A 25,783-nucleotide genomic window follows, 5' to 3' on the forward strand; every position below is an offset into this window, starting at 1 on the left:
GTTCACAAGCTTACATCCTAGTCTCATACTCTACTAACTTCCTGTTCACAAGCTTACATTTATGCTCATAGATAGCTTCACTGCTAAGCATCAATGGCAAATACCGGGGGATTAGCTCACCCACACCATGATTACCTTCGGCCATTACCCAGTCTATTTCTTTCCAATCGAGTATGCCTTCCGGAATCATGCGTGGAGTGGGATATATGTATTCCTCAGATAGTTCAGCAACATAAGCATACATCCCGCCTGTATGGGATTCATCAATCTCCCAAGTGACAATGCCTTTGTAGCTAGGCTCTTCTATCACAATTCCAGTTTCCTCGAGTGCCTCTCTAATCACACATTCTAGCGGAGTCTCACCGAGCTCCAGTTTACCGCCGACACCGTTCCATAACCCCATTGTCGGGGCTTTCACCCGATTCAGCATCAGCAGCTTGGTACCTTGCTTAATGAAACATATTGTATATTTGTACATCTGTGGCATTCTCCCCTTGTTCGGCATGAAACATCAACAAAATAGGGTTAGAGCGATAGATCAATTCCCATCATGCTGAAGTCATTGACTAATCGATCGGCTGCGTCCCTTACAAAACCTTCTACTTCGTCCACTGTAATATATTGGGTTACGATATAAGGCTTCGGTTGCTGGGTAAAGGCTAGAATTACCTGATCTCTCCAGCCCGAAATCTCTTGGGCCGTTAACATCTGCTCAGATAGATCAAAACCTTGCCCACTCATAACCAGGCTGCAAATCGAAGCGGACCATTCCGCATTATTATACAAGTTATAATCGAGCTGTGATCGCTCCAGGGTATAAAGCTTCTTTTTATCCTGCGCGGACATTCCATCTGGAATTCGATCACGGAACACCCTATGCAAGGAATGCAACCAGTAGAGATCTGTGAGGATATGGGAGATATAGCCGTACAGAAAAGCTCTGCGAGACAGCTCCCCTGTATCATTCGCATCTATAAATGCTTTAAACTGACTCTGTTTATCAAATCCATCAGGTACTATATTTAGAGGGAGCAGCCTCAAATGCGTTGTGCTCTTTGCTTCCTTTGTGGCTCCAGTGCGCATATGTATACTGTCTGGTGAGAGGCTGCCCAGAAGGAAATCTGCGTTTGGCTCCATCTTTACCAGCTCGAATAATTGCACGGAAACAGCTAGATGAACCATTGGAAAAGGCATGGGTACTCCTCCCTGAATCGGTTTATTTAATAAGCCCTCTTAGGAATAGGTAGCCAATTATGGCTCCGAACAGATTCAGAATCAGATCATCCACATCAAAGCTTCCGACACGTGATATTAATTGAATCGTCTCCACTGCTGTAAGAATGAGAAATGTAAACCCTAGGAAGGGGAAAAATCTAAGATATCTTTTATTCAGTAAAGGGGCAAATACTCCAATCGGAATGAACATTACGATATTACCGAACAGGTTTTTAAACCAGGTCTCAAAATTAAAGCGTGAGAAATTCACGATGTAATTAGAAATGGTCTTAAATGGAATTAGATTATACCGATATGTAGGGTAAAAAGCACTGCTGCCTCTGTTAAACAGGAGTTGAATCATGATATAAGCGTAGAACAGACAGAGCAACACAGCTACAAAGTAAAAAAATCTATTTTTTAATAAACGTTTGGAAGTCATATTGTCCTATTTCAGCCGAGTTGTCGGACGGAGTTACGCACGATTAACTTCGGTTGCAGCATAACCTCCACCTCTTGGCTGCTCCCATCCTGTAGCTTCTCCAACAACATATTGCATGCAAGCTTGCCCATCTCATAATCCGGTTGCTTGATCGTTGTAAGTGATGGAGTAATCATTTGGCTAAACTCAATATTGTCGAATCCCATAACCGATATATCGTCGGGTACCCTTAAGCCGTGAGCGTTCAATTCATTGATCACTCCGAATGCCGTCAAATCATTGCATGCAAAAATCGCGGTTGGCGGCTCGGGCAGCTGCAGTAAGTTACAAGTGAGCGCTTTGCCATTCTCAAACTCGAATATCCCGTCATAGAGACCCTTCTCAACAGAAGATACTTGCAAATAATCTTCGTTGAACGGGGTACCCGACTCATGGATTGCCTCCATGAATCCTTGATAAATATTAATGCGGCTAGGCCTGTCAAATGGCGCGGTCACATAACCGATTCGGCGATGTCCTTGCTGCAGCAAATAATCGGCAGCCATATGGCCGCCCTGCCGATAGTCAAATTCGATCTGTAACACATCTGAGAGATCGATCTTCTGATCAATTACAACAAGATGAAGTCCTAGACTAATTAAATGATTCATAAGTTTCTTATTGCCTGAGATCGAGGAGATAATGACACCCTTTACCTGTTTCTCGAATAAGGTTTGCAGATACCCTTCCTCTAGCTTGCCATCTTGCAACGAGTTGCAAAGAAGGACATGATAACCGCTTTTTCGGGCAATTTCCTCTACCCCTAGCATTACGGACGCATAAAAAGGATTGCTTATGGATGGAATGATGACCCCTAGTGTCATATTTCGGTCTGTCTTTAGTTGTTTTCCGATCATATTAGGAATGTAGTTCATTTCCTCAGCCAGCTGTTGGATTTTATTCCGAAGTTTTTCGCTCACAGGATAGGTGCTGCTGCTTAATACGCGCGAAACGGTTGCTGAGGATACCTCTGCCATTCTGGCAATATCGTGAATGGTTACTCTTTTTGTCATTTTTACAACCACCATCTATTAAATTTCCGACCCGTTTCAAGATACGGACTTCTGATTCTATTATATAAGTATACCACAATCCTTTCTTTGGAGCGTCACGTACAACAACCCCGGCAGCCTAATGACTACCGGGGTTGTTGTATATTACTAGTTATTTTGTTTAATGCCCGATGCCGAATTCGCATCCAGATACAGCCACCAATCCGAATGTGTTTTTAGGATCGAGGCTGGTACCAGATTTGTTACACCAGATTCAAGTGATTTCTTAATGGCTTCTGCTTTCACTTGATGCGGTACACAAGAAATGATGGTTTGACTGCTCAATATTTGCTGAACGGTCATGGTAATAGCTTGCTTAGGTACCTCATCGAGAGATGCGAACCAGCCTTCACGTACTTGTTGGGCCTTACAAGCATCGTCCAGCTCGACTACTTTATAAGCGTCCAATGAATCGAAGTCAGCCGGCGGATCGTTAAAGGCAATATGAGCATTCTCACCAATTCCAATTAAGGCGAGATCAATGGGAGCTTTGCGAATTTCTGCTGATAGTTGTTCGATATGAGAGGCCACATCCCCTTCACCATTAACCAAATGAGCTTTGGCTACCGGCGCATAGGACAAAAACCGCTCCTTCAAATATTTGCGAAAGCTGGCCGGATGTGTTTCAGGTAAGTCTACATATTCATCGAGGTGGAACATTTCTACCTTGCTCCAATCGACTTCTTGTTCCTTAAGGGCTTCCAGAAATGTGAACTGCGATGCACCTGTGGAAAGCACAATTCTTGCATAGCCCTGCTGTTTTATTCTATCGCGAATAATAACAGCCGCCTTGTTAGCTGCCTCCGTGCCTAATTGTTCAGCAGTCTCCTTCACTTGTACGTTCATGATTGTGACCTCCATTATGGGATAAATGAAATTTCTCTAAACTAAATGAAATAGTAATCGATTTCTTTTATACATTAAGTGTAACATACGCTTCTAATTCTGTCATTCATTTCGTTAATTTGATGATTGATTATGTTCATGATTCCTATCTGTTGTATGACACAAAACCCTCATCGAATTGTCACAATTTTCTCGCTATTATACCGAACACCAATACATTCTGAATACTATAATTGGTAATGAAAGGGTTAACATGCTGAAGGGATGGGGATTCGCATGCAACTGAAGTGGTTTCGGAAGAAAGATGGCAGCACAAAAACAGTAGTTGTAGCAACGGAAACAAGTAAGGGTGGAAACTCAGCACCTTCACCTTCACTAGTCAACGAAGATGCTGCCCAGACTATTGTGAGAGCACGTAACATGAATACCTGGCTAGACGATGCATTTCGTGAATGTGTTCAGAATGGCGGAATGGATAACCTGGACAACAAAGGAAAGCCTGTAGTTGTTAAAGGAGGAGATCCTCTAAACTCTATGCTGAAAAATGCAAACGTTCTGCCTCCTTGGCTGGAATTACAGCACGAAATACGCAAACAAATACTGCTGCTGATCGAACGAATGAATCTCGGACAACAAGATGTAACGGATGATATAAACCGCATTAATCAGCAAATCATAAAGTACAATCTCTCCGTCCCTACACCAATTCTACAAAAGGGACGCCTTGCAGAAAATAGCATTCGAGAGCAAGTTCAGATTTGGTTGTAAAGGTTTTAACTAGGGAATGCCCTCACTTTTGAATGTTGAGTACAGGTGAGTGTTCACGAGACTGAGAATAGGTGCTCCAGGTTGCGCGACTTGAAAAGAAAGGGATGGTGTCAATCACCATCCCTTTCTCTCTGTTAACGTTGTTATATGCGCTAAACGATTGTTTCCATGCAACTACTGAGGGTTCAATGGGGTAATATTGGGAATCTATCCTATAGCGTTTGTGCAGCAATACTAACGGCACCGTCTGTTGATGCGACACCCTTTTGCAGTTGGTACATCTTATAATAGCGTCCCTGAAGCTCCATGAGTTGATCATGATTACCGCTCTCTACAATTTCCCCTCGATGCAACACGAGAATGCGGTCTGCATCACGAATCGTAGATAATCTATGAGCAATTACGAAGGTTGTACGGCCTTCTCTAAGCACATGCAATGCTTTTTGAATGACACCCTCTGTCTCACTGTCAATACTGGCTGTTGCTTCATCCAGGATAAGAATGGCTGGATTAAAGGCGAGTGCGCGAGCAAATGAGATCAATTGTCGCTGACCAGCAGACAACGTATTCCCACGCTCCACTACAGGCTCCTTCAGACCTCCCGGGAGCTGATCTACGAAGTTCTCTGCGCCAACATCACGCAGCGCTTTGCGTATTGCAGACTGATCAATGGCCTGATTATATAATCCGACATTGAACCCAATGTCCCCCGTGAACAGGAATGGATCTTGAAGAACAATTCCCATATGCTGTCTGAGCTCTTGCTTGGACAGTTGCTTGATATCAATTCCGTCTATGGAAATACTTCCAAGTGTCGGTTCGTAGAAGCCCAGGAGCAAGTTCATAATGGAGCTTTTTCCTGATCCGGTATGACCTACTAGTGCGATCGTTTCCCCTTGCTTGGCTTCAAAAGAGATGTCATTCAGAACGTATTCCTCACCCTTATAGGCAAAAGATACATGATCGAATTTCACATGGCCATTAGGGCGCTTCTGTTGAGGCTGGTCCTCGACATCGACCCCTTCTTGATCTAACAACGCAAATACCCGTTCAGCTGATACAAAAGCTCTCTGGGCATTCGTTAATTGATCGAATATCCCAATAATCGGCTGGAATACCCTTCCCAAATAATCAATAAATGCGTATAAAACACCGAAAGAAATCGAAGATTCCAGAGATAACCCGCCAAAATACCATAAAACTAACGCAGTGGACAAGCTCCCTACTAACCCAACAATGTTCCTTGCAGATAAGGAGTAGAGCAGGAACTGCTTGCGCATATTGACGTAACGCTCATTATTAAGTGCTTCAAATTCCCCGATCCGCCCTTTCTCCCTGCGAAAAGCTTGAATAATCGGCATTACATTAATCGTCTCGTTCAACATCGCATTCATATCACTTAGTCGGGCTCGCATTACCTTCACATAGCCCTTGGCATATTTGAGATGCACCCGCATGACGATGTAGAAAAAAGGAACAAGCAACAGCGCGATCAGAGCCAGCTTAAGATCGAGTATCGCAATTGCTACGAATATCCCGATTAGATTAACCCCGCTAACTACGAAGGTCGCCATAAAGCTCATAAACAGATCTCGAATCGCTTCTGTATCATTAGCAATTCGGGATACGACCTGACCAATAGGAGTATTATCGAAATACCGGACTGGAATACGATGAACCTGCTTCATTACATCCATCCTCATCCGCTTAATGATATGAAGCGCTGCGGACTGAAGCATATAAGACTGAGTGAATGTCAGTCCCCCCGATACAACAAGCAAGACTAAGTACAATCCGATTAACATTAGGATAGGGTTAATATCCTCTTCGTAGAAGTCCATTACGTCTTGAGAGCTCAGGGGAATTTCCGCCCCGCCAGGAACATTAGTCATGAGAAAGGAAGATTCTCGTTGCTTGATAGAGACAGAAGGTGTCCCGGTAGGCAACTGCGCCTGGTCGATCCAATCTTCTCTAATGTAGGCTTTACCTTGAAAATCAACGGATTTCGCATCCGCTGGAACTTGATCGATTCCTAACTGATACCATGGCTTTTCTATCGCTAATATGTGTTTATCGATAATAACTTTGGCGATATACGGACCTGCAAGCTGAGTCCCCACAGCTATTACGAGAATGAACAAGGCCAGTGAAATTCTGCCTTTATATAACAGTGCATAATTGACCAATCGATTAATAACCGATTTCTTACCCACTGACTCCTTCAGATCTTCCACAGCCCTCACTCCTTCTCCAGTTCATTCATGAGCGATGATTCCATTTGCTGGCGTTCATATTGTTCTTTGTACCAGCCGCCTAGAGCCATCAATTGCTCATGAGTACCGCGTTCTATAATTCGCCCTTCATCCAATACAAGGATTAAATGAGCATGATGAACGGCGGATAGACGATGCGTCGCTATCAAGGTCGTCTTTCCTGCCCGTTCGCTGCGAATATTGCCGATAATCCGATTCTCGGTCCTTGCATCCACGGCTGACAAAGCGTCATCCAGAATGAGTATCTCAGGATTAACAAGTAAAGCTCTGGATATGCCGACTCGTTGCTTCTGACCGCCTGATAACATAACACCATACTCCCCGATGACGGTCTCCAGCCCTTCCTTCATCTGAGCGATATCTTCTGTAAAGGACGCCATTGCTACTACTTTATCCAGCTCATCACGGCTTGCATCATGCTTCCCTAGTGCGATATTATCGCGAATGCTCTTAGAGAGCAGGAGATGCTCTTGCGCCACATAACCAATCCAACCTTTCACCCGATCCAGGGAGATGCGTTCGACTGGGATGCCCGAAATCAGAACCTTTTGTTCGTCAACAGGATATTGCCTTAATAATTGCTTCAACAAGGTGCTCTTGCCGCTGCCCGTTCGCCCGACGATACCAAGGGTCTCTCCGCTCTGCAGTCGGAATGAAACATCCTTCAGACTATCAACAGAAGCTGAGGGGTATCGGAAGGTCAAATCCCGGAACTCGATCGAAGTCGGAACCTCAACTTGAACAGGGTCACTTGATTCGCGTACATCTGCCTGTTGTCCGAAAGAGGCATACATCCGATCTGCCGAGGCGCTTCCCCGTTGCAAAATATTAATAAACTCCCCAAAAGAGATCATAGGCCATATCAACATACCTAAATAAATATTAAACGATACGAGCTGCCCTAAAGTAAGTTCATTATGAAAGACCAGATATGAACCGTAGCCTATACCAATTGAATAGCTGACGCCCACAATAGTAGATATAATCGGTTGGAATAAGGAGTTAATGAACGCAACCTTCCGATTCTTCTCCATAACATCCTGGGTTACGCGATCAAATGCTTCCATATCCTTTCCTTCCTGCACGTAAGAACGTAACACACGAAGTCCGGAGATCGATTCCAAGGCATGATCATTCATGCGCCCAAAGGACGCTTGAGCATCCACAAACTTGAAACGCATTCTTTTCCCGAGAATGTTAATGGCAAGTGCCAGGAAAGGCAGCGGCAACAAAGCAGCAAGCATAAGTTTAACATCAATTAATACAACCATCGTCACTAGAACAACTGTCGTTCCGACAAGTGTACTGATGAGTGTCAGCACTCCGAACCCTGCCGTCTGACTTATGGCAAGCACATCATTGGTCGCTAATGCCATCAAATCACCTGTACGGTTGCGGTGGAAGAAAGAAGGTGTCATCCTCATTAAATGTTGGAATAGCTTCGATCTAAGACTCGTCTCAAGTACGGCGGAATTCCCGAATAAGGTATTGACCCAGATGAAATTCAATACATACACGAATAAGGCCAGTCCTATTAAGGTCATAATCGTTGTGGTCAAATCAGGTGCTGTAAGTGTTCCCGATCGTATGGAGTCGATCACTGATCCAAGCATCTTGGGAGGAACTATACTGATCAAATTCACAAGGATAATGGTGACAATCGATAAGGAGTAGTGCATCCACCGTTCTTTGAAAAACCATGATAACTTTGATACAAAATTCATATTAACACCCCGGTCCATTCGGAACATACGTTCCATTTATTGAGTATTTTCCCATTATACACGACTGCTAATATTTGGTATACCTTTTTTTGTGCCAAAGAGCGACTTTAATAGCATACCAAATCTCATACCATTTAAGCAGGGAGAGTTCTTATGAGAATCGTTTTTTCCTGATTTCCTCGCTCCGTGATCATACGATTTAAAAGAATCATTGTTCGTTTCGTACTTGCTTCGACAAAGGTAAATAGATATGATGAGGACGAATGCATGCACGATTATTGATTAGGAGGCTGACATAGTGGCATATTTCCCTTTATCAACCCGATACGATTCAATGAAATACAACCGATGCGGAAAGTCCGGGCTCAAGCTTCCTGCCATTTCACTCGGGCTTTGGCATAATTTTGGCGGTGTTGACCGTCAGGATAATATGCGCGACATGCTGACCAGAGCTTTCGATCTTGGTATCACTCATTTCGACTTGGCTAACAATTATGGTCCTCCCCCGGGATCAGCGGAAGAGCATTTTGGACGTATCCTTGCTGCAGACCTGCGTGCTTACAGAGATGAGATGATTATCTCAACAAAAGCCGGTTACTTGATGTGGCCGGGTCCTTACGGCGAGTGGGGCTCCAAAAAGTATATTGTGGCAAGTCTTGATCAAAGCCTGAAACGTATGGGACTAGAGTATGTAGACATTTTCTATTCTCATCGTCCTGATCCTGAGACTCCGCTAGAAGAAACAATGGCTGCATTAGATCAGCTTGTGCGTCAAGGAAAGGCTCTGTATGTAGGAATTTCCTCTTACAGCGCCGAACAAACAGCCCAAGCATCAGCTATTATGAAGCGGCTGGGTACTCCTCTGCTCATTCATCAGCCGAGCTACTCTATCATTAATCGATGGATCGAAGGCGGCCTGCAGGATGTATTGGACCAAGAAGGGATCGGCAGTATCGCATTTTGCCCCTTGGCTCAAGGCTTGCTGACAAATAAGTACTTGACGGGTATACCGGAGGATTCCAGAGCCTCGAAGCCAAGCGGTTTTCTGAAAAGCAAGGATATTACCGAAGAGAAGCTTAATGTCATTCGATCACTAAATGAAATAGCTGCGGATCGCGGACAGTCGTTAGCACAAATGTCCTTGGCGTGGGTGTTAAGAGGCGGCCGGGTGACTTCAGCCTTAATCGGAGCAAGCCGTTCTTCCCAGATTGATGAGAATGTGGCTGCACTGAACAACCTCGCCTTTACCGAAGAGGAATTGCGCAGAATCGATGAGCTTGTTAAGTAATTGCTGCTCTATGCACGAAAGTATGCCAGAATAAAAACAACCGCATTCTTGCCTTCGTATGAGAAGGGAGGGAATGCGGTTGTTTTATTTCTCTATATACACTTTTTGCCTGAGCGAAAATATCCCCTGATTAGATCGAACGCGAACGCACTTCCAATACCGCAAACTTCAAATAATCCCCTTCATCTACACCTAGAATATGAGGGTGATCCTTGCCCGCTCCAGTGAACTCAATGAGCCTCACTATTTTGTTCGCATCTGCAGCAGCTGCATGAATGGTCTCAAGAAACAACTCTGGACGAACGTGATACGAGCAGCTGGCCGTTACCAGATAGCCGCCTTCATTCACCAGCTTCATTGCATGCAGATTAATATCCTTATATCCACGACAGGCTGATTCTATCGAGCCTTTGGATTTGGCGAATGCGGGAGGATCTAGAATCACTACATCCCAAGTACGTCCTTGGGCCGCCATAGGTTTGGATGTATCTACTTTTTGTGTTTTTGCCACAGCGGCATTAGTACCAGCAACGAGACCACTACCAGGAGAAACCGACGCCGAGACTTCCCCTCTCTTGCGGCGTTCATCCAGTCCGCGTACCTGATCACGCAAATAGTCGAACGCATCCGCGACAACAAACTCCACACGTTCCTCAAAACCATTCAACGCCACATTCCGTCTTGCATTATCAACAGCATGCTCGGAGATGTCCAGGCAAGTTACCTTCTTCGCTCCATACTGACAAGCATGCAAGGTGAAGCTGCCCGTGTGAGAGAAGCACTCCAGAACGGTTGCCCCATCCCAATACGGAAATGTTACTTCTTTGCCGTTCGCGTTGAAAGGAGCGGTTCTTGCAGGCTTGTCTCCCTCTGCTTCCACCGTACGCAGCTCGATTCCGCTTCTGCGTCCCCAACCTTTCATCAGCTTGGAGAGAGATGCTCGATTCTCGCGTTGATCGAAGAAATATCCGGTCTTCTGCCCTTCTACTATATCGACTTCCAAGTGAAGCCCATTCTCTTGAATGCGCACATGACGGGGACAATCCCCATATAAGATGCCCGTTCGCAGCTCCAATCCTTCCAAACGCCGGACAGGAACATCACTTCGCTCGTATATGCCTTGAGGCTGGAATACTTCCACCAAAGCGGCTACGATCTCTTCCCTGTGAATGTCCATACCAAGTGATAATATCTGGATGACCAGAATATCTGAATATTTGTCCACCACCAGACCTGGCAAGAAATCTGCTTCCCCAAACACTAACCGAAAGGCATCTGTATCATGGACAAAACGCAATCGATGCTCGGCAGCCTGACGCAGTCGTCCCGCGAAGAACGATTGATCCATTTGCTCAAGCGGCGCATAGGACACAATTCTTACAGCAATCTGCGAATTTGGATTTATGTACCCTGTAGCCAGAAACTGCCCTTGATGGGTCACTACCTGAACAAGGTCCCCTGGTTGATATTCGCCGTCGATACGCTCTACTTCATTCTGAAAAATCCATGGATGGCCTTGTTCGATTCTTTTTTTTCTTTTGCGATCTAAGACTACGTTAGTCATGTTTGCCCCCTCAGGTTATCAAGCTGACACAATTGCTTGTCATGCCCGTCCCTCTCCACACATATTCTTACATAGATATAGCTTCCTATTGACCCTACACCCTGCACAACCATGCAAGGAGACTGTTAAAGGAGACCTGGACTCTATGCTTCTACACATTATATTTCCTCTATTGATCGGACTAGGCGTATTTCTGATTGGCATGAAAGTGATGGAACTTGCGCTCCACCAATGGGCTGGTCCCTATTTGACCCGCATCATCGAGCGATTCACTCGCACGCCTGTTCGCGGCATGTTGGTCGGAACAGGAGTGACCGCGGTGCTCCAGAGCAGCAGCGCCATTACGGTTATATGTATCGGACTAGTAAATGCCGGCCTTATGACGTTCCCTCGAACGCTAGGCATTATCCTAGGGACGAATATCGGGACGTGTCTAACGACTGAGCTAATCGGTCTGAATCTTACAAAGCTGGCTTTGCCTGTCTTGCTCGGCGCAGCAGCGGTCTGGCTCCTGACGCTGGCGCTTGTCCCGATTCGCGTGTTCCGAGTGCGGCGTTGGCTGCACAGCGTAAGGTGCTTGTCGCTTGCTACGTGCGGCTTCGCCGCTGTCATGCTTGGCGTCGAGGTGATGCAGACGATCGTGCCCGAACTGCAGTCGCGCGGACTGTTCGCCTGGTTCGTGGAGCAGTCGCAGCGCAGCCTGCTCTGGGGTGTAGTAGCCGGCGCGGCCATAACCGCGCTGATCCATAGCAGCACCGCAGTCATAGCCATGACGATGGGGCTTGCCGCAGTGCAAGCGGTGCCGGTGGAACTCGGCATCGCTATCGTACTGGGCGCGAACGTCGGGACTTGCGCCACCGCACTGATCGCCAGCATCGGAGGCAGCCGCAGCGGCCGCTTCGTGGCGTGGGCGCATATCACGCTCAACTTGGGCGGCGCCTTGCTCTTCCTGCCGCTGCTGTCGCTGCTGCACCAAGCGTCGGCACTCCTGAGCGACTCGCCCTCCGGGCAAATCGCTCATGCGCAGACGCTCTTCAACATCGCCTGCTCGCTCATCGCGCTGCCGCTGTGTTACCTGCCTGCCATCAGTAACTGGCAGGCGAAGCCGAAGTCCCCTCCGGACCGCTCATAAGCGCGACGCCGGAGCTGGTTCCGAGACGGGTAGCGCCCGCCTCGATCATGGCAAGCGCTGTCGCCCAGTCGCGTACGCCGCCGGACGCCTTCACTTGCACACGCGGCGACACGGCCGCCCGCATCAAACGAATATCGTCCACCGTGGCCCCTCCAGGGCCAAACCCGGTGGACGTCTTCACAAAATGCGCGCCAGCTTGCTCAGCAAGCTCGCACGCCTCCCGCTTCTGTGCGTCGTTAAGAAATCCCGTCTCCAGAATCACCTTTACGATGGATTGCCCTTCCACAGCCTTCACGACCTCGCGGATATCTGCTTGAACCGCTGCTCGGTTACCCTCCAGAAGCAAACCGACAGCGAGCACCATATCGATGTCGCTGGCGCCTTGCTCGGCTGCCCGAGCCGCTTCGAATGCTTTGACTACTGAGGCATTAGCGCCAAGCGGGAATCCGACAACCGCGCTTATTTGGACTGAAGTACCAGCAAGCTCCTCCCGACAGAAAGGCACCCAGTACCCGTTCACGCACACACTGTAGAAGCCGAACTGAGCCGCTTCCCGGCATAGCTTATGAACCGCAGGCAGAGCAGAATCCGCTTTAAGCAAAGTATGGTCAATATAACGCGGCAGCTCTGTAATCCCAATTGTTCCTTGTCCTTTTGTCTGTTCTGTCATTCCTCGATTACCTCTTTTCCTAGTAGTTGCAGAGCGCGTCTAAGTACTTGATGATTGTTGGAATATCCGAACTGTTTTTGTCTCTGCCAAGCTTCTTCCGGCAACACCCATTCAACAGATTGAATTTCCTCGACCTGCGGTTGATGAGTTCCATCCATCGCTTGCACCAGGTAATAATGCACGATTTTGTCCACTTGTCCCTTGGTCGGATGGGTATATTGATAAGTTACAGCATCGAGCGCCTGGTGAATCCGTCCGCGAATGCCCGTTTCCTCTTCAATCTCCCTCAGCGCAGTCTGTTCTTCTGTTTCGCCTGGCTCCATCTTCCCCTTGGCCAAAGTAACTTTGCCGTATCGGTCCTGAATGATTTGAATCTCCAAAACATCACCTGAACGGCGAAAAACAACGCCTCCTGCGGATAGTTCTTTCATCCTAATCCTCTCCTTTCGAAAATTCCAAGATGCAAGAAGGACTCCGCCCCTAATGCTCTAGAGAACGAAATCCTGCCTGTGTTCCTGTTATTGCCTTACCTAACTTACTGGCAAAAGAGTTGAAGCTGCATGAGCCGAAGGAGATGAAACCGGCAAGCGATCCAATACCTGGACTAACTCACCCTGACACTCATTCACGCCGGCCTCCGTAACCGTCACTTGGCATACTTTGCCTATCATATCTTTATTACCCGCAAACACGACATTCAAATAGTTGTCCGAGTATCCCATAATCAGACCGCCGTCCGGAGCTCCTTTGTATACACGCTCAGGAATGACTTCAAGCATTTTGCCCACATATTTCTCTGCGTATTGAAGTTGCATCCGCTCTGATAAGTCTATGAGCTCATGAACGCGTTCATTCTTCACTTCATCGTCAACTTGATCTTCCATCCGCGCGGCTGGTGTACCCGTCCGTTTGGAATACGGGAACACATGCATTTCGGCGAAGCCCATTCGTTCTATGAAGGAGAACCCTTCTCGGAACATTTCCTCAGTCTCGCCCGGAAAGCCTACAATAATGTCGGTCGTGATCGCTGCGCCAGGCATCGCTTGGTGAATCTTCTCGATCTTCTCACCGAATTCAGCCGTGGTGTATTTGCGCCGCATGCGGGATAGTACTTGGTCATTGCCCGATTGAAGCGGAATATGCAAATGTCTGCACATTTTAGGTGAAGTATTGAGCACCTCAATCACTCGATCATTAATCTGACTGGCTTCAATAGAGCTGATGCGAATTCGCTTCAAGCCCTCCACCTTGTCTAAATCCCAGAGAAGGTCGGCCAATCCGTATTCTTCCATATCTTCTCCATAGCCGCCTGTATGAATACCAGTCAATACGATTTCTTGATACCCGGCTTCCACAAGCATATGCGCCTGCCTGATCACACTTTCCGGTTTACGGCTTCGCATAAGGCCTCTCGACCAAGGAATGATACAGAACGTACAAAAATTGTTACAGCCCTCTTGAATCTTCAGAAACGCTCTCGTGCGATCATCGAACTGAGGCACATCCAATTCCTCGAATTCTCGTGTTTTCATAATATTACGCACGGCATTGATCGGTTGACGCTCTTGCTCGTACTGTCGAATCAGCGGAAGAATCCGATCTCGGTCCTGTGTTCCAATTACTAGATCAACACCAGGTATAGCTAGCAGTTCAGCTGGCGAAGTTTGCGCATAACAGCCAGTTACCGCGACTACTGCATCTGGATTCCGCCGAATCGCTCTGCGAATAATTTGCCTGCTTTTCTTATCACCTGTATTCGTAACTGTGCAAGTGTTAATGACATATACATCCGCCGTTTGCTCGAAATCAACCTGCTCGTAGCCGTCATTCTTGAACAATTGCCAGATCGCTTCTGTATCGTAAAAGTTGACTTTACAGCCCAGTGTATGAAACGCTACTGTAGACATCTCGTCAGCCTCCCATTTCTCCGGTTTCATATAATACACACGTTAGTCCGACCATACCGGCCGTCTCCGTGCGAAGAATTCTAGCTCCTAATCCGACAGCAACACAGCCTGCTGCTTCGGCTTCCTGCAATTCCTGTTCTGTGAACCCGCCCTCTGGTCCAATTACGAGCAGAACGGTTCTTCCCTTCGCTTCAGCGGGATCTGGAAACGCGTGTCTCAGTCCAGCCCGCAAATGCTGACCATTCTCCTTCTCATAGCAAAAGAACGCCGCATCAGCAAGGCCAGCCTGCTTCAGCAACTGCTTCCAGGGGATTGGCGCATCCACTTCAGGAATCCGATTGCGGTGGGCTTGTTCAGCCGCTTCCTTGGCAATCTTGCGCCAACGGTCTACTCGTTTCGCTTCTTTCCGTTCATCGTACTGAACAACCGTTCTTGCAGACAAAAAAGGAATGAAGCGGACGGCGCCAATCTCCGTCCCTTTTTGGATCACGGTTTCTAATTTATCGCCTTTCGGCAGGCTCTGGGCAATCCATACTTGTACGCCTGGCTCTGCTAGAAGAGGCAGTTCTTCGATTATAGCTGCTCTCACCAGTCCAGCTTGCATTTCAGTAATTTTAACTAGCGCTTCTCTGCCTTGTCCATTGCTGCAAATCACCTGCTCACCAACTCGAGCACGCATGACCTTCTGCAAATGATGCGAATCATCACCGGTCAGAATAGCTTCGTTTTCTGTGAATTGATCGGGGTTAATGAAATATCTCTGCATGTTCAGAACCTCTCAATTATAGCTGGGACTAATGTTGCATTGTCCACCCTACATCTTACAGCTTTTTGTACGAAAAAGCTACAATAGGGCGGATCCGTATGAAGTCAGAGATCAGTTTCTTCCATAGCTGCCAGGTTTGAAGCTCTTATCGAAGACCTTTTCGATCCCTGTCTATAAAAGAGGCTTAAACCTGTTGTTACGTCCCATTTTTTGCTTTACAGAGTCGCATTAATAGCGCTAACATGGGAAGTGACATTCACAATTCATGGAAGACGAAAGGATGAACTATTGTGCCGTTAGTCGATATGCCGCTTGAGAAATTGAAAACGTACCAAGGCATCAACCCGCGTCCGGGCGATCACGACGAATATTGGGAACGCGCCCTGGAAGAGATGCGCGCGATTGATCCTCAGGTTGAGCTGATCCCGAGCACTTTTCAGGTGCCGACCGCTGATTGCTTTGATCTTTATTTCACTGGTGTACGTGGAGCTCGCGTCCATGCCAAATATTTGCGTCCGAAGAATGTGCAAGAGCCGCATCCAGCAGTCGTACAGTTCCACGGCTATACGGGTCATGCAGGGGACTGGCAGGACAAGCTGAACTACGTCTCTCTCGGCTTCTCCGTCCTTTCGATGGACTGCCGCGGTCAAGGCGGCAAGTCGGAAGATACCGGCGGCGTGAAGGGTAATACACACCAAGGGCATATCATCCGCGGGCTGGACGACCACCCGGACAATCTGCTGTTCCGCCATATATTCCTGGACACGGCGCAGTTGGCCGGTATCGCGATCGGATTGCCGGAGGTGGATCCTGAGCGTGTCGTTGCCATGGGCGGCTCTCAAGGCGGAGCACTGACGCTCGCCTGCGCAGCGTTGGAGCCGCGCATCAAGCGTGCCGCGGCGACGTTCCCGTTCCTCAGCGACTACCGCCGTGTCTGGGAGATGGACCAAGCCAAGGACGCCTATGCGGAGCTGAAGACATTCTTCCGTCACTTCGATCCCCAGCATGAGCGCGAGGACGAGATCTTCACTCGGCTCGGCTACATCGACATCCAGTATCTCGCCAACCGCATCCGCGGGGAAGTGCTTATGGGCGTTGGCCTGATGGATACAGTTTGTCCGCCTTCAACGCAGTTTGCGACCTTTAACAAGATTACAGCAACAAAAAGGCTCGAAATCTTCCCTGATTTCGGCCATGAAGGTCTGCCTGGCTACCAGGACAAGGTGATGCAATTTTTGCTCAGCGTATAGATTGTCAGCATTTCAAATATAGTTTCATGCCAACTTTAAGGACCATCCGGTTTCCGGACGGTCCTCCCACTTCAAAGAAAACCTGACCGTCACACCGGTCAGGTTTTTAGTATTACTTTTTCAATATCGGTATCCATATTTCGCTCTTAAAAGTTGGTGAAGTTATATCCTTTGACTCGTTCCACAAGATTTCAGGCCCTTCTGATTGTTCATAGCTTGTGGATGGAAACCATTCAGAATAAATGCGTCCCCAGACATTTTGCAGCGTATCAGGAAATGGTCCGACGGCTTCGAATGCAGCCCATGTTGAGGCAGAAACTTCAAGTTGTGTTAGGTTATCAGGACATTCACGGGTTGTTGCTGTACCGATATAATGATCAAGCTCCCCATGTTCAAGTCGGCCTTCGGAAAAGTTCGTGGATGCGCTAAGAAGTCCCAGAGGCTCGACATTAGAAAGTTTCTTAAGTTCATTGATCGTCTCAAGATTTAAATTTTCCCACATAGAGGCAATCTCCGGATTAACGCCATGGTAGATCAATGGAACTCTTTTCTTGATACCCACTATGCGAAATGCCTCTTTTTCTTCTATTCGATAGTTCATTTCAATTCCTCCTTTAATAGATAACTGGAAGGACATTCGTGGATAAGCTTTTAGTGATTGACCATTATTTCGGGCTTCTGACGGTGTTACACCATGCAAGCTTTGAAAAGCTCTTGTAAAAGAGTCTGGTGAGTTGTAGCCATATTTAATTGCAACATCAATTACCCGAGTATGATTGTTATTAAGTTCAAATGCTGCAAGAGTAAGGCGTCTGCGGCGGATGTACTCCGACAGCGTAACTCCTGCAAGGAAAGAAAACATTCTTTTAAAATGATATTCTGAGCAAAGAGCAAGCCTCGCTACTTCTTTAAAGTCGATTTCATGATCAAGATTTTCTTCAATAAAGTTTAACGCTCCATTCATTTTTTCAAGCAAATCCATTTATGTCACCTCCCTCTCACCAATAGAATAGCAGGAATTGTATGTACCTATCCGACATTTCGTGCACAATTATGAAGGGTTAAGCATTAACGGTCTTCTATTGTTGAACAAAGGGACTGCCCCAGGTCATTAATCTACCTTTGGACAGTCCCTCCATATATAGTTGCTACCTCACATAACCCCGAACATTCTCAACAAAGCAATCGTAATATCAGAAGTATAAGCTAAGATCGGCTGAATGGTCACACGGCTGATCGGAGGTATGAGTGCCATAATTAGAAAAGCATAAATCCCCCACTGTTCATACTGCGCCATCTTGAGCCTGACATGCAGAGGAGCCAGATCCTCGACAATTCGATATCCATCGAGCGGCGGTAAAGGAATCAAGTTAAAAAGGAATAAAAGCACATTCAATTGGATCAAATACAAGAAGAACATCTGAACCGCTTTGATCACGCCATCGGATGCCTCAGCCAGAACTCCGAAATTCAGCAAAGCGCCAAATATCGCTGCACCAATGAACGCTATCAATAAATTACTCAGAGGTCCAACCGCCGAGACGATCACTCCCATTAATCGAGGATGCTTGAACCGTCCCCGGTTAACGGGCACTGGCTTGGCCCAACCGAATCCGGCGATCAGGATGAGCAATGTGCCTAATACATCCAGATGGGACATCGGATTCAAGGTGACTCTGCCTGCATTGTAGGCGGTCATGTCCCCGAATTTGTAAGCCGAATAAGCGTGCGCGAATTCATGGACTGTAAAGGCAATGATTAAGACAAGAATGACAAACGGGAGCTCTTCCAGCGAATACCGAAAAAATGAACCCATGTCCATACGAACCACCTATCCCTTCTTCGCTACAAATGCTACCCAATCCTGATCGCGTTCTATAGATTCAATCATGAAGCCTGCTGCCAACAAACCTTGTGACACAGCCTCTTCCTTATTCTTGAATATGCCGGATGCAATGTAGACGCCGCCAGGGAGGAGTGCCTCGTATACATCACTAACGAACAACAGGATAACCTCTGCTAATATGTTAGCTACTACCAACTCTACAGGCAGTTGGAGCCCAAGCTGCCCATTCGCCGACAGGCTGTCATCCCGCAATATTCCTAATAAGTCACTCTCGGCAATCATAATCTTGTCATCCAGCTTGTTGAGGGTGACATTCTCACGAGCACTGTTAACGGCTACCGGATCCAGATCAAGCCCTAACACTCTTCCTGCCCCAAGCAAGGCTGCTGCAATCGCCAGAACACCGGAACCCGTTCCAACATCAATAACATTCATGCCTGGCTGCAGCTTTTTCTCCAACGTCTGTAAGCATAACGAGGTCGTGGGATGAGTCCCTGTTCCGAAGGCCATTCCAGGATCAAGCTCTATGATTAATTCATCCGCACGTTCCGGGGTATATGTCTCCCAAGTTGGCTTGACCGTGATTCGCTCGGAGATGCGCAGCGGCTTGTAGTATTGCTTCCAGGCTGTTGCCCATTCCTCCTCATCCACTTCACGATGCTCAATTGCTGCATGTCCCACATCGATCCCGATTTCATCCCTCAGAACGATAATGAATTGTTTCAACTGCTCCACATATCCATCCATTTCCTCTGCAGGCTCGCCGAAATACGCCTTGATCTCAGCTTCGCCTTCCGGGATATCATTCAATGGTGTGTCGTACAATTGACCATAAGTCGTGTCCCGAACTTTGTTAAGCGTACCGGATTCTTCAATAGAAACCCCGCCTGCTCCCAGCTCGTGAAAGAAGTTGGAGATCATCTCAATTGCTTCTTCTGTTGTATGTATCGATATTTCTTGCCACAGCATTTCCTAATAACCCCTTTCATAGTTCCCAACCCAAGTCTTTCTGATATCGAACAAACGACCCGCACTCCTAAAGAGCCGGGACGTCTTGTAGTCCTTTCTATTGTACTATATTCTTTGCTGGCTAGTAAAACCTGTTTGGATTTAAAAGCAATCTTGAAATTTTTTTGCGCATTCATCAAACCGTTTCTACCTAACCTTCGTTTACTAGGTAGAACCAGGAATTTGTGCAAGATATCATCTTGAAGGAGGAGAATATTAAACTATGAATAGGCTTAAGAAATTAGTTGTGTCAGCAATTATGGTTTTCATTATGGTCATGGTAGGAACAGCTTTTACGGCGATGGCAGCAACGGACGTGAATATCCAATCGGAAACACAAGTAGTCGGCGACCTCGGTATCCTCCAAGGAGATGGCAACGGATTGACAGAGGAATATCTAAACAAGTCAACGACCAGAATCCAAGCGGCTATTCTATTTCTTCGATTGAAAGGATTGGAAAAAGAAGCGTTAGCTTTCAGCGGAACCGATACTTTTACAGATGCCTCTCTTATAGGGCAAGGCATTCAACCGATTCTGGCGTATCTGAAATCCAATCCCAAGCTAGGGTGGGAAGGAGTAGGCGGAGGTCAATTCGACCCGCTCGCCGGAATCACAGCCCAACAATATTACAAGGTTATGTTGGAAGCTCTGGGCTACAAGCAGGGTACAGATTTCGAGTACGCCAATACGATTGCTTTTGCCGGACAAAAAGGATTAACAAGAATTGCGAACGTACACTCGTTCAAAAATTTAAATATCGCCACTGCAACGATTGAAGCTCTTAATACTAAGCTGAACGGCAGCACGAAAACGTTAGCAGCCGAGCTAGTTGACAAGAAGATCATAGACTCAAGTAAGCTCTCGGCCCTTAGCTACACCAGACTAAATGTGGCGCACAGCGCTTCATTGGGTGATTACTTGGCCGATTCGACTGGAAAAACGTTGTATTATTTCACTAAGGATGTAGCCGATCCGAATTCCTGTGTTGGCACGTGTCTAACGAACTGGCCAGTTTATTATGGTGAGAAATTAATGGTTCCAGCCGAATTTAATGCAGCTGACTTTGGCGTGAACGTCCGTCCAGACGGCACCAAGCAAACGACCTACAAAGGATGGCCGCTCTATTACTTCGCCAAAGACGTGAATGCTGGCGATACAAAAGGCGAGGCAGTCGGGGGCATATGGTACATAATCAAACCTTCGAACGGAATCGCTATCGGGACCAAGACCGATCTTGGGAATTATCTAACTGACTCAAGCGGCAGAGCGCTTTATTATTTCGATAAGGATACAAAAGGGGTTAGCAATTGCTCGGGCTCCTGCTTGGTGAATTGGCCGGCTTACTATGCTCCTCAATTATCAGCACCTACAGGCACCTCGGCTAGCGACTTCGGAACGCTTGTTCGCGCTGATGGTTCTAAGCAAACGACTTATAAAGGTTTCCCATTATATTACTGGGCAAAAGACAAATTGCGCGGCGATACCACTGGACATAACGTCAACAATGTATGGTTCGTCGTTGACCCTGTCAAATTCAGTGGCACTACTGCTGTTAATGCTGAGGTTAAGTTCAGTAAATCCGACAGCTTGGGTTCGTATTTTGTAGATGCGAACGGTATGACGTTGTACTTATTCTTGAAGGATTCGACGAACCCCAATTCATGTACAGGTAAATGTATCGAGAACTGGCCTATCTACTACAGCGAGAACCTGACTGTTTCCTCTGATCTGAACAGCAGTGATTTCGGTTCCTTCATGCGTAACGACGGCAAGATGCAAAGCACCTATAAAGGATGGCCGCTGTATTATTGGGTAAAAGACCAGCATCCCGGTGAAACGACAGGTCAAAATGTAGGAAATGTATGGTTTGTGCTGAATCCTGAAGCAGTAGCATACCGTGTGGTGGAACCGCCTGCTCCCGATCACAGTCATGCGCCTATGCCTGCTCCAGAACCAGCACCAAATCCAGCACCTGCACCTACACCTGCACCAGCGCCAATCCCTGCACCAAAGACCTACACGATTAATATCGAAAATTTCGACTTCTCCCAGAGTGTATTGACGATTGAAGCAGGATCGACTGTTACCTGGATTAACAAAGATGAGATGGAGCATAATGCAGTCGCAGTTAACGGTTCCTTTGCCTTGCCCTTACTTGCACAAGGCAAATCCGGCTCCTTCACCTTCACCGTACCAGGCGAATACGAGTACTTCTGCGAGCCTCACAAATCATTTATGAAGGCCAAGATTATCGTCCAATAATTCAGAACAGGTACCAGGCTGCAAGCCATTGCATACCGAGGCTGGAGAATGCTGATTGTATCAGTATTTCTCTAGCTTTTTGGCTTCTTATCCTTTATATTGTAAAAGATTCATTCATTCTAATGAGAAGTCGTTTCTCGACTCAGGGAGTGCTGATAGATGCATAGTCGAACAGACGTAGAGTTAATGCAGTTTGTTAGAAATAAGCAGCGTCCTGCTCTGGAGGAGCTTTACAATCGATATGTGAAGCTTGTCTTTTCATTTGCAATGAAATCGACCGGGGAAGAACAAGCAGCACGAGAAATTGTGCAGCTTGTATTTACGCGTCTGTGGACCTCGGATACAGGATTTGATGATAGCAAAGGCCGATTTGTGAACTGGATTATTACGATAACCCGCAATATTACCATTGATCACATTCGCATGCAGCGCAGACAAGCATTCTCCTATCCAGTGGGGCCGCAGGAGTGGGACCATACATTGGATTCCAACGAAAACGACCCAGAGTCTGAGTTTTTCCGTAAGTGGATAAAGAAAGAGATTCAGCAGGCTTATGTCCATTTAAGCGAAAGTCAGGTTGAGCTGATTAATATGATGTATTGGAAGGGATATTCTTTAAGTGAAATAGCTCATCTTACGAACGAACCGGTTGGAACGATCAAGAGCCGTCTGCATCAATGCTTAAAAGTATTGCGCAAGCATTTAACTGCACTGAGGGAGGGATGACAAATGCATGAACATGAACCCATTGGTTGCAATGGCCTAATCAGCTATTTAACGGGCGAAAGCTCGGAGTTTGAAAGAGTAGCATACGAAAAGCATTTGCGCTCCTGTGCCTCGTGCAGAGAAGAATTAAAGGAGCTGCAATTGGTTTGGAATGCTCTTCCTTTTCAGATGGAAGCAGTTGAAGCTCCCCAGGATCTGAAATCAGATGTAATGGCAGCTATCGATAAGCTCGATCAAGAAGTCACCGTTCAACAACCCGCAACGAAGAAACAACGGTCAATCCCATTTACTTGGGTCGCGGGACTGGCGAGTGCGATTGTAGTGGGCATCTTAATTGGAGTCGTGGGGAATGAGGCTATTACCCGCCAGCCCGTTCATACAGCGATAGTACGACCAAGCGCCCCTGCAGAACTGCTGAAGACCTTAGAACTCAAAACAGCCGACAGCTCTATGCCGCTTGCCAAAGGGATGGCTTGGGTAATGAAGCAAGGTGATTCCCAACATATTATCATCCAACTCCAGGGCCTTAAGGAAACCCAAGGTGAGAATGCCTATCAGGCTTGGTTAATCAAAAATGGAAAACGTTATAACTGCGGTACATTTTATGTAGATGAGAATGGCACGGGTGTCCTGACCTACGAGATGGACGCCAGGTATACAGAGTTTGATGCGATCGGCGTTACATTAGAGCCGGATGCCAATGGCAAACAGCCCCGAGGCAGCAAGGTTCTCGGCACCTAATAAATGACCCCTTGGAAAAGCTGCACCTCGTGTGCAACCATGTCCAAGGGGTTTGTTCATTCCTTCAATCCTGACTATGCAGCATTATGTTCTGTTCCCGTAATAGCTTAACGGAACTCGGCTCCAATCATCCATAAGCCCCAGTCCGCGCAGATCCGCAATCCGATTCTCTGCTTCTCCCTCATACAGCTTCCAGATCACTCTCAGGCCTTGTAGACTTCCCGCCGCATCTGAAAGGGGCTGGGCCCCTTGTTCGATACAATCCAGGAAGTGATTGATTTCGTGATGCGTGAACTTTCCTCCCTCGTGAACCTCCATCAATAGATCGCAATGCGATTGCATGCTGTCTGATCGCTCATCCTTCCTCTTGGTATGAGCGTACAATTTACGGTTCATAATATCGATCTCTAGCAAACCTCCTGTGCAATGAGCGTGGATCGAATACCCTAGCCGCGTTGCCCTAGCTCCCCATGTGCCGAAATGCATTCCAATAGCTCCGCTTTCAAATTCGATGGATACATTGCTGGTCCCTTCTCGCTCCATCCAAGGCGTTCCATAATTCGTACCTAGATGTGTTCCCCTAACAGGTCGGCCTAGAAGCCAGAGTAATACGTCAACATAGTGACAACCATGGCTGAATAACTGACCGCCCCCCAGTTTTTTGCCTGATCTGGACCAATGGCCGTCGGGGTACTCTGTATGCTGCTCAGTGAAGATCGAGATCTGAAATACATCCCCATATGCTTTTGTGTCAAGCAATTCCTTAAGACGCTTTACAAGTGGGTGGTAGCGGACCGGATAGGCCGTCATTAGAACCTTGCCTCTGTTATTGGAAGCTTGTATCAGATCTATACATTCCTGCTCCGTATTCGCAAGCGGCTTCTCCATAAGGACGTGCTTGCCTGCTTCCAGGAATGTCATTCCAGCTTCATAATGAAGGTCATGCGGCAGTGCGATCAGCACGGCGTCTACATGCCGGGTCACATCCCTATAGCTCTGAAACACTTTCTCTGCTCCATATAATTGCGCAGCATTGACAGCCCGCTCATAATCTATATCACAAGTGGCGGTGACCGACATGCGATCCTTCAGATCATCGTATCCCCTCGCATGAGAGCCAGCCATATTGCCGCATCCAATAATCCCTATCTTGATCTTATTCATTTCTCTCAACCTTTCTGTAGTTCTATGATACTATTATAATAAAAAAGCGGACATCAAAAGTAGTTGTTCAATCCGTTATTTATTTTGTCATATGGGAGTAAAGGAGATAGTTCCTATGGAATATGTACGGTTCGAGTTACGGGACGAGCTGTTTGTGCGCAGGCTGATTTCGTTCTCCTATAAAGAGCTGTCAAACGAATACTCCCATCAGGGTGAGAAGCATGATTTCTGGGAATTCGCTTATGTGGATAAGGGAGAAGTGCTAATCACAACCGAATCCGGCGAACATGCAATGAGGCAGGGTGACCTGGTATTCTATCGTCCCAACGAGTACCATAGTCTTCGGACAAATCACGTAACCGCCCCCAATTTATTCATCGTGGCATTCGATTGTTATGCACCTGCCATGAACTGCTTCGGCGGGCAAATATTCTCACTCGGCGATGAAGAGCGGCGGTTAATTGCTCAGCTTATGGAGGAAGGGGGGAACGTTTTTGATCGCCCCATTCATACGCCGAGAGTATCTGTCTTAACCCGATCTTCGAACGTGACATTCGGCAGTGAGCAGTTGATCCGATTATATCTCGAGACGTTATTGATTGTGCTGGCGCGTAAGCAGTATCAGAAGGAAGCGACTCCAAGCAAGCTGCCCTCCCTGCTCCAGAACAACAAAGAGGCCGAGCTTACAGAGCGAGTTACGGCCTATATGAAGGAGCATTTGTCCGAAGACATAACGGTTGATCATATATGCGCTGCACTGTGCGTAGGCAAGTCTCAGTTAAAAAAAGCTTTCAAGTCGGCTCATGGCTCCGGCATCATGGAGACCTTCAATGACCTGAAGATCGAAGAGGCCAAAGTGATGATTCGCGAAACGTCCTACAACTTCACAGAGATAGGTGAGCGTCTCGGGTACAACAGCATTCATTACTTCTCCAAAAATTTCAAGAAGGCAACAGGCATGACCCCGTCCGAATATGCACGGAGCGCCAAGGCCCTTACACGTACACTTGAAGGAAAGAAATCCCGCTCCACGCCGGTTGAGGCTTTTCAGAACGACTTTTGTTAGAATTAAAAAAGTCCAGCGATCTTTCTTGAGCTG

The 25,783-nt window shown here is 47.0% G+C and carries 24 protein-coding genes; 8 read left to right on the forward strand and 16 right to left on the reverse strand.

Going from position 1 to position 25,783, the window contains the following annotated elements; genetic code table 11:
• Positions 1-10: 10 nt before the first annotated feature.
• The 5 genes from AC58QD_RS12970 to AC58QD_RS12990 form a co-directional block, all read right to left on the reverse strand.
• Positions 11-478 (reverse strand): NUDIX hydrolase, encoded by a 468-nt coding sequence (locus AC58QD_RS12970; RefSeq protein ID WP_497333771.1) that lies wholly within the window; start codon positions 476-478, stop codon positions 11-13.
• Positions 479-525: 47 nt separating this feature from the next.
• Positions 526-1,194: a zinc dependent phospholipase C family protein gene (locus tag AC58QD_RS12975; protein WP_497333773.1), complete on the reverse strand. Its 669-nt coding sequence runs from the start codon at positions 1,192-1,194 to the stop codon at positions 526-528.
• Positions 1,195-1,216: 22 nt separating this feature from the next.
• Positions 1,217-1,657: a VanZ family protein gene (locus AC58QD_RS12980; RefSeq protein WP_497333775.1), complete on the reverse strand. Its 441-nt coding sequence runs from the start codon at positions 1,655-1,657 to the stop codon at positions 1,217-1,219.
• Positions 1,658-1,668: 11 nt separating this feature from the next.
• Positions 1,669-2,709 (reverse strand): LacI family DNA-binding transcriptional regulator, encoded by a 1,041-nt coding sequence (locus AC58QD_RS12985; RefSeq protein ID WP_497333777.1) that lies wholly within the window; start codon positions 2,707-2,709, stop codon positions 1,669-1,671.
• A gap of 147 nt (positions 2,710-2,856) precedes the next feature.
• Positions 2,857-3,594 carry a glucosamine-6-phosphate deaminase gene (locus AC58QD_RS12990; RefSeq protein WP_497333779.1) on the reverse strand — a complete coding sequence of 246 codons (738 nt, stop codon included), beginning with the start codon at positions 3,592-3,594 and terminating at the stop codon, positions 2,857-2,859.
• 276 nt (positions 3,595-3,870) lie between these two features.
• On the opposite strand from AC58QD_RS12990, the gene AC58QD_RS12995 reads away from it, so the two are divergent.
• Positions 3,871-4,362, forward strand: coding sequence for a DnaJ family domain-containing protein (locus AC58QD_RS12995; protein WP_497333781.1), 492 nt, complete (start codon positions 3,871-3,873; stop codon positions 4,360-4,362).
• A 212-nt stretch (positions 4,363-4,574) separates the two neighbouring features.
• Here AC58QD_RS12995 and AC58QD_RS13000 read toward each other — a convergent pair whose 3' ends face one another.
• Entirely contained in the window at positions 4,575-6,596 is a 2,022-nt protein-coding gene (locus tag AC58QD_RS13000; protein WP_497333783.1) for an ABC transporter ATP-binding protein, read from the reverse strand.
• A 5-nt stretch (positions 6,597-6,601) separates the two neighbouring features.
• Positions 6,602-8,359, reverse strand: coding sequence for an ABC transporter ATP-binding protein (locus tag AC58QD_RS13005; protein ID WP_497333785.1), 1,758 nt, complete (start codon positions 8,357-8,359; stop codon positions 6,602-6,604).
• A gap of 298 nt (positions 8,360-8,657) precedes the next feature.
• On the opposite strand from AC58QD_RS13005, the gene mgrA reads away from it, so the two are divergent.
• Positions 8,658-9,647 carry an L-glyceraldehyde 3-phosphate reductase gene (gene mgrA, locus AC58QD_RS13010; protein ID WP_497333787.1) on the forward strand — a complete coding sequence of 330 codons (990 nt, stop codon included), beginning with the start codon at positions 8,658-8,660 and terminating at the stop codon, positions 9,645-9,647.
• Between the two features lie 130 nt (positions 9,648-9,777).
• Here mgrA and AC58QD_RS13015 read toward each other — a convergent pair whose 3' ends face one another.
• Positions 9,778-11,211, reverse strand: a complete 1,434-nt coding sequence (locus AC58QD_RS13015) for a class I SAM-dependent rRNA methyltransferase (protein ID WP_497333789.1) — start codon at positions 11,209-11,211, stop codon at positions 9,778-9,780.
• Positions 11,212-11,356: 145 nt separating this feature from the next.
• On the opposite strand from AC58QD_RS13015, the gene AC58QD_RS13020 reads away from it, so the two are divergent.
• Positions 11,357-12,343: a Na/Pi cotransporter family protein gene (locus AC58QD_RS13020; protein WP_497333982.1), complete on the forward strand. Its 987-nt coding sequence runs from the start codon at positions 11,357-11,359 to the stop codon at positions 12,341-12,343.
• On the opposite strand, the gene deoC is transcribed toward AC58QD_RS13020, so the two are convergent.
• The 4 genes from deoC to AC58QD_RS13040 form a co-directional block, all read right to left on the reverse strand.
• Positions 12,297-13,013, reverse strand: coding sequence for a deoxyribose-phosphate aldolase (gene deoC / locus AC58QD_RS13025; protein WP_497333791.1), 717 nt, complete (start codon positions 13,011-13,013; stop codon positions 12,297-12,299). The genes AC58QD_RS13020 and deoC overlap by 47 nt on opposite strands.
• Positions 13,010-13,444 (reverse strand): NUDIX hydrolase, encoded by a 435-nt coding sequence (locus AC58QD_RS13030; RefSeq protein ID WP_497333793.1) that lies wholly within the window; start codon positions 13,442-13,444, stop codon positions 13,010-13,012. Before AC58QD_RS13030 ends, deoC begins: the two co-directional genes overlap by 4 nt.
• Before the next feature lie 99 nt (positions 13,445-13,543).
• The gene (gene mtaB, locus AC58QD_RS13035; protein WP_497333795.1) at positions 13,544-14,920 is read right to left on the reverse strand and encodes a tRNA (N(6)-L-threonylcarbamoyladenosine(37)-C(2))-methylthiotransferase MtaB; all 1,377 of its coding nucleotides are present in this window, start codon (positions 14,918-14,920) and stop codon (positions 13,544-13,546) included.
• 4 nt (positions 14,921-14,924) lie between these two features.
• Entirely contained in the window at positions 14,925-15,686 is a 762-nt protein-coding gene (locus tag AC58QD_RS13040; protein ID WP_497333797.1) for an RsmE family RNA methyltransferase, read from the reverse strand.
• A 290-nt stretch (positions 15,687-15,976) separates the two neighbouring features.
• Between AC58QD_RS13040 and AC58QD_RS13045 the strand changes: the two genes are divergently transcribed.
• On the forward strand, positions 15,977-16,936 hold the full coding sequence (locus tag AC58QD_RS13045) for an alpha/beta fold hydrolase (protein WP_497333799.1): 960 nt from the start codon (positions 15,977-15,979) through the stop codon (positions 16,934-16,936).
• A 112-nt stretch (positions 16,937-17,048) separates the two neighbouring features.
• On the opposite strand, the gene AC58QD_RS13050 is transcribed toward AC58QD_RS13045, so the two are convergent.
• The 3 genes from AC58QD_RS13050 to prmA all read right to left on the reverse strand — a co-directional run bounded on the left by AC58QD_RS13050 (position 17,049) and on the right by prmA (position 19,751).
• Positions 17,049-17,918: an AraC family transcriptional regulator gene (locus AC58QD_RS13050; protein ID WP_497333801.1), complete on the reverse strand. Its 870-nt coding sequence runs from the start codon at positions 17,916-17,918 to the stop codon at positions 17,049-17,051.
• A gap of 171 nt (positions 17,919-18,089) precedes the next feature.
• Positions 18,090-18,752, reverse strand: a complete 663-nt coding sequence (locus tag AC58QD_RS13055) for a site-2 protease family protein (RefSeq protein ID WP_497333803.1) — start codon at positions 18,750-18,752, stop codon at positions 18,090-18,092.
• Between the two features lie 15 nt (positions 18,753-18,767).
• Positions 18,768-19,751, reverse strand: coding sequence for a 50S ribosomal protein L11 methyltransferase (gene prmA / locus AC58QD_RS13060; RefSeq protein ID WP_497333805.1), 984 nt, complete (start codon positions 19,749-19,751; stop codon positions 18,768-18,770).
• A gap of 262 nt (positions 19,752-20,013) precedes the next feature.
• Here prmA and AC58QD_RS13065 point away from each other — a divergent pair, with 262 nt between their 5' ends.
• The 3 genes from AC58QD_RS13065 (at position 20,014) to AC58QD_RS13075 (ending at position 23,520) form a co-directional block, all read left to right on the forward strand.
• A complete protein-coding gene (locus AC58QD_RS13065) occupies positions 20,014-22,053 on the forward strand; it encodes a plastocyanin/azurin family copper-binding protein (protein ID WP_497333807.1) in 2,040 nt (679 codons plus the stop codon).
• A gap of 159 nt (positions 22,054-22,212) precedes the next feature.
• Positions 22,213-22,779, forward strand: coding sequence for an RNA polymerase sigma factor (locus tag AC58QD_RS13070; protein WP_497333809.1), 567 nt, complete (start codon positions 22,213-22,215; stop codon positions 22,777-22,779).
• A gap of 3 nt (positions 22,780-22,782) precedes the next feature.
• Positions 22,783-23,520 carry an anti-sigma factor domain-containing protein gene (locus AC58QD_RS13075; protein WP_497333810.1) on the forward strand — a complete coding sequence of 246 codons (738 nt, stop codon included), beginning with the start codon at positions 22,783-22,785 and terminating at the stop codon, positions 23,518-23,520.
• A gap of 84 nt (positions 23,521-23,604) precedes the next feature.
• Here the strand turns inward: AC58QD_RS13075 and AC58QD_RS13080 are convergent, their stop codons facing one another.
• A complete protein-coding gene (locus AC58QD_RS13080; protein ID WP_497333812.1) occupies positions 23,605-24,684 on the reverse strand; it encodes a Gfo/Idh/MocA family protein in 1,080 nt (359 codons plus the stop codon).
• A gap of 115 nt (positions 24,685-24,799) precedes the next feature.
• Here AC58QD_RS13080 and AC58QD_RS13085 point away from each other — a divergent pair, with 115 nt between their 5' ends.
• A complete protein-coding gene (locus AC58QD_RS13085; protein WP_497333814.1) occupies positions 24,800-25,750 on the forward strand; it encodes a helix-turn-helix transcriptional regulator in 951 nt (316 codons plus the stop codon).
• Positions 25,751-25,783: the final 33 nt, after the last annotated feature.

It is taken from the genome of Paenibacillus sp. J2R1T-4, assembly GCF_059692235.1.

Excerpts from the sequence above, each read along its gene's own strand:
- AC58QD_RS12970 (WP_497333771.1), bottom strand. The coding sequence starts at position 478 with ATGTACAAATATACAATATGTTTCATTAAGCAAGGTACCAAGCTGCTG.
- AC58QD_RS12975 (WP_497333773.1), bottom strand. The coding sequence starts at position 1,194 with ATGCCTTTTCCAATGGTTCATCTAGCTGTTTCCGTGCAATTATTCGAG.
- AC58QD_RS12980 (WP_497333775.1), bottom strand. The coding sequence starts at position 1,657 with ATGACTTCCAAACGTTTATTAAAAAATAGATTTTTTTACTTTGTAGCT.
- AC58QD_RS12985 (WP_497333777.1), bottom strand. The coding sequence starts at position 2,709 with ATGACAAAAAGAGTAACCATTCACGATATTGCCAGAATGGCAGAGGTA.
- AC58QD_RS12990 (WP_497333779.1), bottom strand. The coding sequence starts at position 3,594 with ATGAACGTACAAGTGAAGGAGACTGCTGAACAATTAGGCACGGAGGCA.
- AC58QD_RS12995 (WP_497333781.1), top strand. The coding sequence starts at position 3,871 with ATGCAACTGAAGTGGTTTCGGAAGAAAGATGGCAGCACAAAAACAGTA.
- AC58QD_RS13005 (WP_497333785.1), bottom strand. The coding sequence starts at position 8,359 with ATGAATTTTGTATCAAAGTTATCATGGTTTTTCAAAGAACGGTGGATG.
- AC58QD_RS13015 (WP_497333789.1), bottom strand. The coding sequence starts at position 11,211 with ATGACTAACGTAGTCTTAGATCGCAAAAGAAAAAAAAGAATCGAACAA.
- AC58QD_RS13020 (WP_497333982.1), top strand. The coding sequence starts at position 11,357 with ATGCTTCTACACATTATATTTCCTCTATTGATCGGACTAGGCGTATTT.
- deoC (WP_497333791.1), bottom strand. The coding sequence starts at position 13,013 with ATGACAGAACAGACAAAAGGACAAGGAACAATTGGGATTACAGAGCTG.
- AC58QD_RS13030 (WP_497333793.1), bottom strand. The coding sequence starts at position 13,444 with ATGAAAGAACTATCCGCAGGAGGCGTTGTTTTTCGCCGTTCAGGTGAT.
- mtaB (WP_497333795.1), bottom strand. The coding sequence starts at position 14,920 with ATGTCTACAGTAGCGTTTCATACACTGGGCTGTAAAGTCAACTTTTAC.
- AC58QD_RS13040 (WP_497333797.1), bottom strand. The coding sequence starts at position 15,686 with ATGCAGAGATATTTCATTAACCCCGATCAATTCACAGAAAACGAAGCT.
- AC58QD_RS13050 (WP_497333801.1), bottom strand. The coding sequence starts at position 17,918 with ATGGATTTGCTTGAAAAAATGAATGGAGCGTTAAACTTTATTGAAGAA.
- AC58QD_RS13055 (WP_497333803.1), bottom strand. The coding sequence starts at position 18,752 with ATGGGTTCATTTTTTCGGTATTCGCTGGAAGAGCTCCCGTTTGTCATT.
- prmA (WP_497333805.1), bottom strand. The coding sequence starts at position 19,751 with ATGCTGTGGCAAGAAATATCGATACATACAACAGAAGAAGCAATTGAG.
- AC58QD_RS13065 (WP_497333807.1), top strand. The coding sequence starts at position 20,014 with ATGAATAGGCTTAAGAAATTAGTTGTGTCAGCAATTATGGTTTTCATT.
- AC58QD_RS13070 (WP_497333809.1), top strand. The coding sequence starts at position 22,213 with ATGCATAGTCGAACAGACGTAGAGTTAATGCAGTTTGTTAGAAATAAG.
- AC58QD_RS13075 (WP_497333810.1), top strand. The coding sequence starts at position 22,783 with ATGCATGAACATGAACCCATTGGTTGCAATGGCCTAATCAGCTATTTA.
- AC58QD_RS13080 (WP_497333812.1), bottom strand. The coding sequence starts at position 24,684 with ATGAATAAGATCAAGATAGGGATTATTGGATGCGGCAATATGGCTGGC.
- AC58QD_RS13085 (WP_497333814.1), top strand. The coding sequence starts at position 24,800 with ATGGAATATGTACGGTTCGAGTTACGGGACGAGCTGTTTGTGCGCAGG.